The organism is Vibrio sp. 10N.261.45.E2, from assembly GCF_002875705.1.
Classification (GTDB): domain Bacteria; phylum Pseudomonadota; class Gammaproteobacteria; order Enterobacterales; family Vibrionaceae; genus Vibrio.
Map to the genome: position 1 here is coordinate 128,061 of NZ_MCZZ01000109.1, position 11,204 is coordinate 139,264.

General features: G+C 44.3%; 12 protein-coding genes. 6 read left to right on the forward strand and 6 right to left on the reverse strand.

Annotated elements, in window-relative coordinates; genetic code table 11:
- Positions 1-144: 144 nt before the first annotated feature.
- The 4 genes from udp to BCT34_RS07680 all read right to left on the reverse strand — a co-directional run bounded on the left by udp (position 145) and on the right by BCT34_RS07680 (position 5,777).
- Positions 145-903, reverse strand: a complete 759-nt coding sequence (gene udp, locus BCT34_RS07665) for a uridine phosphorylase (protein WP_009847163.1) — start codon at positions 901-903, stop codon at positions 145-147.
- 313 nt (positions 904-1,216) lie between these two features.
- A complete protein-coding gene (locus tag BCT34_RS07670; protein ID WP_076650969.1) occupies positions 1,217-3,574 on the reverse strand; it encodes a zinc/cadmium/mercury/lead-transporting ATPase in 2,358 nt (785 codons plus the stop codon).
- Positions 3,575-3,746: 172 nt separating this feature from the next.
- On the reverse strand, positions 3,747-5,210 hold the full coding sequence (locus BCT34_RS07675) for an MATE family efflux transporter (protein WP_076650968.1): 1,464 nt from the start codon (positions 5,208-5,210) through the stop codon (positions 3,747-3,749).
- Positions 5,211-5,360: 150 nt separating this feature from the next.
- Positions 5,361-5,777 (reverse strand): CBS domain-containing protein, encoded by a 417-nt coding sequence (locus BCT34_RS07680; protein WP_017632179.1) that lies wholly within the window; start codon positions 5,775-5,777, stop codon positions 5,361-5,363.
- Between the two features lie 302 nt (positions 5,778-6,079).
- On the opposite strand from BCT34_RS07680, the gene BCT34_RS07685 reads away from it, so the two are divergent.
- Both BCT34_RS07685 and BCT34_RS07690 read left to right on the forward strand, forming a co-directional pair.
- Positions 6,080-6,313: a hypothetical protein gene (locus BCT34_RS07685; protein WP_076650967.1), complete on the forward strand. Its 234-nt coding sequence runs from the start codon at positions 6,080-6,082 to the stop codon at positions 6,311-6,313.
- A 177-nt stretch (positions 6,314-6,490) separates the two neighbouring features.
- Positions 6,491-6,775, forward strand: a complete 285-nt coding sequence (locus BCT34_RS07690) for a hypothetical protein (RefSeq protein ID WP_076650966.1) — start codon at positions 6,491-6,493, stop codon at positions 6,773-6,775.
- Positions 6,776-6,873: 98 nt separating this feature from the next.
- Here the strand turns inward: BCT34_RS07690 and BCT34_RS07695 are convergent, their stop codons facing one another.
- Positions 6,874-7,860 (reverse strand): glycosyl transferase family protein, encoded by a 987-nt coding sequence (locus BCT34_RS07695; RefSeq protein ID WP_076650965.1) that lies wholly within the window; start codon positions 7,858-7,860, stop codon positions 6,874-6,876.
- A gap of 167 nt (positions 7,861-8,027) precedes the next feature.
- Between BCT34_RS07695 and BCT34_RS07700 the strand changes: the two genes are divergently transcribed.
- The 4 genes from BCT34_RS07700 (at position 8,028) to BCT34_RS07715 (ending at position 10,513) form a co-directional block, all read left to right on the forward strand.
- Positions 8,028-8,636 (forward strand): TetR/AcrR family transcriptional regulator, encoded by a 609-nt coding sequence (locus BCT34_RS07700; protein WP_076650964.1) that lies wholly within the window; start codon positions 8,028-8,030, stop codon positions 8,634-8,636.
- Positions 8,637-8,787: 151 nt separating this feature from the next.
- A complete protein-coding gene (locus BCT34_RS07705) occupies positions 8,788-9,120 on the forward strand; it encodes a hypothetical protein (protein ID WP_076650963.1) in 333 nt (110 codons plus the stop codon).
- A gap of 86 nt (positions 9,121-9,206) precedes the next feature.
- Entirely contained in the window at positions 9,207-9,806 is a 600-nt protein-coding gene (locus tag BCT34_RS07710; protein ID WP_076650962.1) for a thiol:disulfide interchange protein DsbA/DsbL, read from the forward strand.
- 212 nt (positions 9,807-10,018) lie between these two features.
- A complete protein-coding gene (locus tag BCT34_RS07715; RefSeq protein WP_076650961.1) occupies positions 10,019-10,513 on the forward strand; it encodes a peptidylprolyl isomerase in 495 nt (164 codons plus the stop codon).
- A 130-nt stretch (positions 10,514-10,643) separates the two neighbouring features.
- Here BCT34_RS07715 and BCT34_RS07720 read toward each other — a convergent pair whose 3' ends face one another.
- Positions 10,644-11,081, reverse strand: coding sequence for a cytochrome c (locus tag BCT34_RS07720; protein ID WP_076650960.1), 438 nt, complete (start codon positions 11,079-11,081; stop codon positions 10,644-10,646).
- Positions 11,082-11,204: the final 123 nt, after the last annotated feature.

An 11,204-nucleotide genomic window follows, 5' to 3' on the forward strand; every position in this document is an offset into this window, starting at 1 on the left:
AAAGGCGAGTCGCTATTTAGCAACTCGCCTTTTTTACATCTGCTACTTTTCTTGTCTGTTTTCTCTCTATCACTTAAAGAATGCATAAAAAATGGCCGCATCGACTGATGCGGCCATTTTCAAAAGTTGATGTCGATTTAAGACTTAAAGCATTTTGCGAGCAGCTTCTACAACCACTTTGATTGAACGTGCTTCAGTTACTTTTAGTGTCTCGTGATCTGGAATCTCTTTTTGAGTACGGTTGATGATTACACCAGCAACACAACCCGCTTTAAGGCCTGAACTTGCACACATAGTTAGCAGTGTTGCAGATTCCATCTCGAAGTTTAGAACGCCCATGTCTTGCCATTCTTGCATAGAACCTTGGAAGCGCTTAACTACGCGGCCAGAGAAGGTGTCGTAACGCTCTTGACCTGGGTAGAAAGTATCACTTGAAGCCGTTACACCCATGTGAACTGCAGCGCCTGACTCTTCTACTGCCGCTTTCATTGCTGTTGCAACTTCGAAGTCAGCAACCGCAGGGAACTCCATAGGAGCAAAGTGCAGGCTAGCGCCGTCTAGACGAACAGAACCAGTAGAAACAATCATGTCACCCACGTTTACGTGAGGTTGGATAGCACCAGTAGTACCAACACGTAGGAAAGTGCGAACACCAAGTTGAGCAAGCTCTTCAACTGCAATAGAAGTCGATGGACCACCAATACCTGTTGAACATACAACAACTGGCTTGCCGTCTAGTTCTGCGCGGTAAAGTGTGTATTCACGATGGCTAGCAAGAAATACTGGGTTCTCCATCTCTTCTGCAATTTTTTGTACACGAGCAGGATCACCTGGGATGATCGCAAGAGTAGCACCGTTAAGATCTGCTTCAGTAACACCTAAGTGGAAAACAGCTTGAGACATAGTTCGCTCCTTTTGGCTTATTGGGCTTTTTACCCTTATTTAAGCTCATAGTAAATTCGTGGGGTACGAACACACTCTAACCAAGCTCATTACAAAATGAAGTGACACTCGTCACATGAATGATCGCAACAAGAATTCAAGTTTCACAAAAAACCGATTGGCATCACAAAAATAAGCAATCCGCACACCTGTGTTGCATACTAATGAGACAAAAAACGCCTTTAACGTATTACCGCTAAAGGCGCTTTATGTATTAGGTGCGTTCTATATTAGTCGCTTTTGAATCAGGCTAACCTATATCAGTGAGCTGAACTTAATCCGCTTTAGACTTGAAACGAAGCAGACGCAGAGCGTTCAATGTGACCAAAGCTGTCGCACCACTATCCGCTAAGACTGCCACCCATAAGCCGGTAATACCTAACAAGCTAGTCACCAGGAACACACCTTTCAAACCAAGCGCGAGGGCTACGTTTTGACGGATATTGTTCATGGTCGCTTGCGACAATTCAATCATTGCTGGTAACTCAGTTAAGCGGTTATGAGTCAGTGCTGAATCCGCTGTTTCCAAAGCGACGTCAGTACCACCGCCCATTGCAATACCTACATTCGCTGTTTTCATTGCAGGGGCATCGTTGATGCCATCACCAACCATCGCCACGTGCGATTGTTGGGATAACTCTTCAACATAAGATACCTTATCGCTTGGTAATAGACTTGCCTTGTACTGCATACCAATCTTACTACTGATCGCTGCTGCACTGCATGGGTTATCACCAGTCAGCATGATAGATTGAATGCCCAAGTCATTAAGTCGTTCAATCGCAAGCTTAGCATCACTACGTAACGTATCTTGCCAAGCAACCAGACCAATCACAGTCGTAACTTGTTCTGTTGACTCTTCTTGAGCTTTAATCTCAAGAGCAACCACAACCGTCTTGCCCTGACCTTCTAATGCTTCTACCTGAGAAACAACATCGGCACCAAGATCGAACGTGACTTTAGACGGTGACAGAACCTGATACTTAACACCATCAACATCACCTTCAACACCACTACCAATCAGCGCGGTCTTGTTGTGTGATTCAGGAATCTCAATATTCAGCTCTTTTACTTTAGCGACAAGTGACTGCGCCAACGGGTGAGTAGAGCCAACTTCAATCGCACCAACCACACGTAGCATCGCATCTTGTTGCCAACCCGATAAAGGTTGAATATCCGTAACCTGAGGCTTACCTTCGGTCAATGTGCCAGTCTTATCGAAGGCGATGGTTTGGATTTTGCCAAGCTGCTCCAGTGCTGCACCACCTTTAATTAGCGCACCACGTTTCGCCGCTGCTGCCAAACCAGAGGTAATCGCTGCAGGAGTAGAGATAACTAACGCACACGGACAAGCGATCAACAATAGCGCTAGGCCACGGTATACCCAGGTTTCCCATGGCTGCGCAAACAACAATGGTGGTGTGATGATGACCAACAGAGCTACCACCATCATTAACGGTGTGTACCAGCGGCTAAATTTATCGAGAAAACGTTCTAGTGGTGCTTTACGAGACTCGGCTTCTTCAATCAGGTGAAGAATACGGTCGATCGCGTTCTCGCCCTGTTTTGAGGTGATAGTGATACGAACTACTTTGTCCACGACCACGGCGCCAGCCATAATGCTATTGCCTTCGATATGTTCAACAGGAACAGATTCACCCGTTAACGCACTTTCATCAAAGCTAGCCGCGTCTGTAATCAGTTGACCATCAGCAGGTAAACGAGAGCCCGCAGCTACTTCAATCACATCACCAGGAACCAATTCGCTTACCGCCACTTCAACACGTTCACCGTTGATAATCTTGGTTGCATTTTCTGGTACCAATGCCATTAGCGCTTGAACGCCACTTCTTGCTCTTGATGACGCAAAAGCTTCTAAGCGCTCACCAATCAAGAACAACAATAGAACCATCGCCGCTTCCGCAGTTTCGCCAAGGTACAAAGCACCCAGCGCGGCAACACTCATTAAGGTTTCAATCGCAAACGGTGTACCTGAGCGTGCCAACTGAACCGCTTTCTTCGCCACCGGATATAAACCAAGCAGACAAGTTACCGTAAACAAGCCTTCGCTTAATTGAGGAGAGGTACTTTTCAGAAGCGCAGCAAACAGCATTGCCGCTGCAATCGCGATAATCTGTAAATTAGGTTGGATATGAGCTTGCCAAAAAGTCTCAGGCTGTTGTTTTTCTTTCTTAGAACCTACTTCCGTTAATGGGAAGCCAGTTTTGATAGAGACTTGTTCAATGGTGTCGGCAAGGCTTTCATTATCGAATTTCACAACCAGTTTTTCGGTAGCAAAGAGAACCTTCGCTTGAATAACACCGTCAATATTACTGATCGCGTTTTCTATTTTTCTTGCACAAGCTGGGCAGTCCATTCCGGCAACTAGCCAACTTTTGGAAAATTGAGCGCCGAGAGATGAGGGTAAGGACTGACTGTCCTCTTCTCCACTGTCCGAACTACAACAATCATCTCCTGACGATGAAGGAGCTGTAGAAGAAGAACCACAACAACCAGATGAAGTACCTGCGGCCGTGATGCTGGAAATTTTAAGGCTAGAGCAACCTGCTCCTGCCGCTTGAGGTTGAACGTCCACTTTTGCTGAGCGGCACGCTGCATGTTTTGCGCACATAAAATATCTCCTTAATACTCAAAAGCCTTGAGGCCGCTGGTGTTTACACACACAAAGTGTTTAAGCACAACAACGGAACCTTAAGTTCATTAAAAGTATAAACCTTGGAGAACACTCCAAGGTCAAGAAGAAGTTATCAAAAAAATAAAAATCTTACTCAGAAAGGACTGACTTACTGCGATTTAAGCTCAGCACACTCTTCTCGGTTCGCAGACACATCATCAATAAGAACCGCATCGTGTGAACAAAACGGCTGTGTGTTCAAGCTGACAATCGACACATCGTCTTCTACAGGATCAACTTGAGAACCTTGCACCAGCTCAGCGATATGGTGGCGAAGTACCAAGATACCTAAAATCCCGAACAAAACATTACCTAACGCTTGTCCGTAGAGCACACCTAAAGCGCCATACCAATGCGAGCCTAGATAGACGAATGGCAGAGTACCTAACGTCGCCTTACCCAAATTCAACGCCGTCGAGTAAAGTGGTTTACCTAGGTTGTTGAAAGACGTATTGGCAACAAATAAAGCGCCGTTAAAGGTGAAGGTCAACGCTACATAAGTACAGAAAGCCGCAACAATGATTGCCGCATCACCTTGTAGGCTAAACCCTTGAATTACGTAACCTTGAAGGAAGTACAACAGAATACAAACGGCGATGGTATAGAGTGTCGTCACCAGCAACGAGTTGTTGAGTGTTTCTTTGACTCTATCCATGCGCTCTGCACCGAAGTTCTGACCAATGATTGGCCCTACCGCACCAGACAAGGCAAAAATCACCGCAAAACAAACTGGAGTCAAACGACCAATCACGGCAAAGCCCGCGACAAAATCCTCACCATATTGTGCGATACCCGTTGTCACAATCGCGTTACCGATAGGCGTTGCGGTATTGGTGATAATCGCAGGCAGCGCAATCGCCAATATTGGACGAATATTAAGACGCCATTGCACAAAAGAAGGCGGAGCCACCAGTTGATGGCTGCGAATCAGAGGGTAAAGCGAGAAGAATAACACCGAAAAACGAGCAACAACCGAAGCGATAGCCGCCCCTTCGATGTTCCAACCAAAACCAAAAATAAACAGAGGATCAAGAATCGCGTTAACAATACCGCCCGACAAAGTCGCCCACATTGAACGTTTTGCATCGCCCGCCGCTCTTAAGCCCGCACCCGCAGCCATCGCTAACGCCAAAAATGGACCACTTGGCAGCAAAATCTGTAGGTAAGCCTGAGCACGCTCAGCCGCGATCCCTTTGGCGCCAATCGCAGCCAACAACTCTGGAATATAAGCGAACATAATTGCGGTGACAGTTGAACTGATAACAAATGCAGTCAGCATAATACTGGTGCTTAAGTTCCTAGCGTGTTCTTGATTTTTTGAGCCGATAGCTTTGGAGACTAATGCACCCATCGCGATAGAGGTGCCTATCGAAACGGAGGTAGAGAAGAAAGTGAGAGTACCTGCAAAGCCGACTGCGGCAGCCAATTCTACTTGTCCCAGCATACTGATAAACAGCATATCGAGTAAATCGACCACAAACAGCGCCATCAAGCCAACTGAACCAGCCCCAGACATCACCAAGATGTGACGCATCGTTGAACCTTCTACAAACTTTGCAGTTTGGTTTGACATGAAACCTCCAAAAACTGGAACACCACAAGTCAAAGCTTCGTCGTTTGAGCCCTATCAAACCGTTCGACAAAAACTCTACGAAGAAAAAGGCGCTAGTGCGCCTTTTGTTATTTATGGGTGTTGAGAAAAATAATCGTTCTTAACATGCCACTATACAGGATGTTTGAAGCATTCATCTAAGTTCTTGCCAATCGCTCTTAGAACATCTGTTCGGGTGATGATTCCGACCAATTTTCTGTTGTCGATTACAGGATAAGCCTTTGGTTTACCCACTTGCATCATGTCTGCCAATTCGATAATGGATAAGTCCGGCGACACTGATAGCACCTCTTGGTACATACAATCACCGACAATGTGTGTGTCTTGGCAGAAGTAGCTCACCTTAACTAATTTTTCTAATAAGTCTTGCTCTGAAAGGAAACCAATCACTTGTTCGTTATCATCGATTACCGGCCCGCCCATATGGTGGCTGCGCATCACTTTGTCTAACGCTAGACTTAACGGCATATCAGGAGTAAATGTCACAACCTGCTGCGTCATGTAATCTTTTACTTTAATAGAATGCATTGTGTTCTCCCTAAATACTTTGCGTCATAGATTTTTCTATCTTGTTAAGTTAATTGTTGTCTAAAATCTTGATTTTACTAAATGGATTTCAACAATTTTATTGATAGGCAAAACCTAACAAGACAAAAAAGTGAGACAAACAAAGGGTTGAGCACGTTTTAGAACTCCAGAAAAAATAAAAAAAGAGCCCTTACAAAGCCTTACTTTCCCTTTCTCAAGCTTACTTAGCTGAACTAGTCTGCGTAAATAAACCCTGTAATCTTCACCACACTAATAATTAAAAAACCCGATTTAGGAAGTTTATGCAACACGACAACTACATGTACGCGTATGTTTATGCCGGTAACGACGGTACAGAAAACACACTCGTCGCCACTATCGATAATCAAGAAAAACCACTTATTTCAAGCTGCATTGATGAGGTAAAGCACATGTCGTGCTTGGCTATTGATCTAGCAGCAAAGCACAACCTGAAAGTGAAATTGGTGAAGTATCAAAGAGATCAAGAGATCGACTTCGGCCTATTCGTAAAGTAGAGAATCCGACACATTTAGTGAATCACTGACAGGCAGCCACAATAACAACCGCAATAGCAATAGCAATAACACTAGCCGTGAATGGCTGCCTGATTCGACCTGACAAGCCTAACGGGTAAAGGTTATAATCATGAGACGGTGCCCTTACCGATTTTCATTGTCCAAACACGGTTTACTATGCCTTCTCAAACGTACTTATCTAACTCCTTATCTAAGTTAAAAAGCTACTTTAGCGAGTTATTGGATTTCCAATCGCGTATTTGGGTTGTACATATCTTTGAAGACTCGATTACCGATCAGTCGTTTGTGATTAATGAAGATGGCTTTAAAGAGCCGTTAGAGTGGATGAAAAAACGTGATTACCAAGCAAAAATGCTTGCTCGTGTTGAGAAGATGAAAATCTCACAGGTGATTGAGATTCAGTTCGAAGACAAAATGCATCGATTAATGCGAGTGAAATAGCTCTATTGTTTGATCTTTAACTAAAAGCCCTTTGCTAAAGTCAGGCACAAAAAAGGCCAGCTCTTGCTGACCTCCTCTTATTGGTTAAAAACCAACATCTAACGCGCACAATACTCATGCCAAAGACGCACAGCTTTCTGGTATGCCTCAGTTTTATCGTGTGTTTCCGCAAATAAGATGGCTGTCATACTGTCGACAACGGTATTCGCCATTAACGCCATCTCTTCAGTCGGCGTTCCAAGTACACATTGACTCGGAAGTGGCAGATCTAGGTTCATCATCTCTTCCCAGTAGAACGACTCAACCTTATCAGGAGAGCTCATCCACACCGTTTGGCTAACTTTAGGGTTGTATTCCGATTCACCGTTCATCCCTTTAAATGAGATAACCGAATGGGATTTATTGCCAATCACGTGCTCAACTTCCGCGTGAAGTTGCGGAAAACCTGGATGGAAACTGCCACGCAGACCTAAACGACCACCACCAGGGTTCAATGCTCGAACCACGGTATTGATCGGAGTTCTCAACCCGTAACGATGTTTCCAACCAATCATGGTTTGCGCTTCGGGAGCAAAATTAGCGAGTGGTAAGTACGCAATGCCGTCTTGTTCAAGAATCGCCTTAGCATGTTCAGGACTCTCAGCACTTTGTACACCAACATCTTGCAAATGGCTTTCAACGTGCGTCCTACCACTCGGCTTATCCATATAGCCATGCATTAAGACTTTATAGCCATTGTCAGCTAAGATTTTTGCCGCCAACAAATTCCAAGGCTTACCACTGGCGTTATCGTTACGTTTACCTGCGTAACATGGCCAATCAATATCAGCGCCTAAGTCTGGCACTCGAGATTGAAACGCTTTAACAAAGCCTGCGATCTCTTCATTGGTTTCATTCTGCACACGAATCAACATCAGTAGCATAGCCATCTGGTCGTCACCGACTTCGCCGCTTAAATACTCATCCATGATGCGGTAGGCTTGTTCGAACGATAAAGGCTTGCGCCCTCTTTCTCCTCGTCCAACTGTACGAATACATTCTAAAATACTACTCATTGATTGTTTATTCTCTTCCGTTGATATCAATAAAATTCGAATACGCTTTCGATTCTATGATACCCACAGTGCATTGCAAAGCGATTCAGTTGCTATCAACCTAATTACCAATACTCGGATTGGTGTTCTAAAAGTAAACTTACTGGTGTAAAATTAACGTATGTAATGCTAACCGCGACACATTGAGTAGTATCCCAATGACTGTAAAAAAAACGCTGAGCCAAAGAAAACGTGAATCGATCGTTGCCGCTGCTATCGCTGAGTTTACTGAGCATGGTTACAAGGCCACCAGCATGGATAAAATATCGAGCCGTGCAGAAGTATCAAAGCGTACTGTATACAACCACTTTGCCAGCAAAGAACTGCTTTTGGATGAGATCCTAGACAGCATTTGGAGCAAAACTCTGGCGGCGACGCATTTCCCTTATCAAGCAGAACTGCCACTTGAAGCACAGCTTTCGTCGATAGCCAACCAAGAGCTTGAATTACTCGAGTCAGAAGGCTTTATCGACTTATCACGTGTACTTTTCTCTGAGTACTTCCATAATGCTGAACTCGCGAGCCTAGCAATGGAGAAATACTCTCAAGCAGAGAGTGGATTGATGACTTGGATAAAAGCTGCGCAGGCCGATGGTCGCTTAGTCGAGCTCGACCCTCTGTTTGCTTCTACCCAGTTTATTGCGCTTTTAAAGTCTTTTGCATTTTGGCCACAGATCATTGGTCATGCGCCGTCACCAAACGATGCGTACAAACAAGTGATCATCCAATCCAGTGTCGAAATGTTCCTGAAACAGTATCAAGCGTAACAAAAGTTGAGCCCTGCTAAGTTTTGCCGGGTTTTAATTAGAGATAGATAAACGAGTGAGGTATGATTTGCTCGTTTTGTAGCTGAGCGGTTTGCCAGTTGCAGAATCTGATTTGTTTCAGCCGTTGTTCCGATACAAAGACCACTATTTCATGCCAAAGTTGATAAGCAAAATTTGGATACACGCTTTTATGCTGCTTGCGATGTTAATGGCCACCATCAGTGTGGATAGCATTGCGAGTAACAATATCGTTGCGTCTCAACATCTATCAACGCCGTCAAACATTATCTCGCCTTCACAGCCAATCGCTCAGGCTAATGTTGAACATCATTGTTGCGGCTCAGTTTGCTTGTTAAAAATGCCACCATTGATTGTGTCTGAGTCCTTTGATACTCAAATTGCCTCTTTGGCTCTCATTGAAAAAGAACCTTCACATAAAGCGATTATTGCGCCTCAAGCACCTTATCGCCCTCCTATTTCTTAATCGTTTGTCCCGAATCGGCAATCCATGCCACCAAAAAACAGCCGTTTTGCTGTGCTTAACGACATCCAAATTTAGGAAATAAACACATGAAAAAACTATTTAGCCTTTTTGCTGCTCTGATTATGAGCGCTTCAGTCAACGCAGCTCAGTTTGAAGAAGGCACTCACTACAAGATCCTTGATGTGGCAAAATCAGAAAAGCCAGTCGTGACTGAATTTTTCTCTTTCTACTGCCCACACTGTTACAAATTCGAAGGGGTAATTAAGTACCTAAAAGAAGACCTACCGGAAACAGCAAGCTTCCAAAAAGTTCACGTCGCTTTTATGGGTAACAACATGGCAGTACCGATGGCAAAAGCTTACGCAACAATGATTGCTTTAGATGCTGAAGAGAGCATGGTTCCAGCCATGTTTGCTCAGATCCATGAGAAGCAAAAGACACCACGCGATGAAGCTGAACTGCGCCAAGTATTCATTGATAATGGTGTCGATGCTAAGAAGTTTGACGCGGCATACAACAGCTTTGCGGTTAACTCGATGCAGAAACGCTTTGATCAACAGTTTGATGCGAGCACGCTAACCGGTGTTCCTGGTGTATTGGTCAACAACAAATACATCGTGAAACCGGATCAAATCAAGAGCTACGAAGAGTACAACCAACTAGTAAATTACCTGCTGACTCTTTAGTAATAATTAGCCAGCTTTAGGTATCTCAAAGCCAGTGATTTCATCGCTGGCTTTCTTATACTAAGTCTATCTAGCCGCTCAGCAATCCCATAAATCCGCTTGGGGAGTATTGTTAACTGGCATCCTCCACAATTTTTCATATACTGCACTCAATTAAGCTATCCACTGTGCTGTAGCATTAAAAATATTAGCACTCAAATATTGGGACCTTTATGATCATTCTGACCACAAACTTTGGCGACATTGAAATTGAACTGAACCTTGAAAAAGCGCCGGTAACGTCGAAAAACTTCCTTAAATACTGCCAAGACGGTTTCTACGAAGGCACAACATTTCATCGCGTTATTGAAGGTTTCATGATTCAAGGTGGTGGGCACACTATCGACATGACAGAAAAACCAACTCGCGCACCAATCGTCAATGAAGCAAACCGTGGCTTAAAGAACGTGATTGGCTCAGTGGCGATGGCTCGCACCGATGCACCGCATTCAGCGACAGCGCAATTCTTTATCAACCTTGACGACAACGACTTCCTAGATCACACCTCAACAACCAACGCAGGCTGGGGTTACGCGGTATTCGGTAAGGTTTCAGCAGGTATGGATGTAGTAAACAAAATCGCGGTAGCACCAACAACTATTCGTTGGGGACACGAAGATGTGCCTTGCGAAGATATTGTGATTACAAAAGTCACTATTCGCGACTAATTTATTCACGCCCTTTCCCGCCCCTAGTGCATTCGAATTGATAGCACAAAGAAAAGAAGGCTGTGCGATAGGACTATGGTGGTAAGGGTTCGACTTTACCACCTGTATTCAAAGCTCGTTGTTAGAATCGTTACCAACGTGAACGATAAGTACGGTGACATCCTTTGCACGTCTTATTCGCAGAATTTAACCCTTGCTCTGCACTCGACAAGTCTTGTTCAACACTCGCTTGATACAGCTCTGCAAAGCCTTGGTTCATTTGTACCATCAGTTGGTTAAATTTCTCAGGTTTACTCCAAATCTCCTTTTTTGCCTTACCTCCAGTGTCACCTTCAGCAAAACTCGCATTCAGTACTTCACCATGATTCACCAACACTTCACTTAACTCGCCGACTTTCTGCCAATCAACATCACTATTGCTCAACTCTGAATCAAGGTGCTTGCTGACCTTTTCAATAGAACTGAAAGCCTGTTGACGATTATTTACAACATCTGTTGCAGCTGCCGAGAACATAGGTAGGGCAATCGTTGGTAGAGCGATAACTAACGCGATAGTGAATTTTTTCATAATGTGATTCCTAGTAGTTGATTGAGTGATGTCTCGTTGATTACTGATCCGTTTCTTAGCTAATTACGACTTGATCGTTGAGTCATAATCCAAGAAATGCATTTAATTTACACAACAATAGTT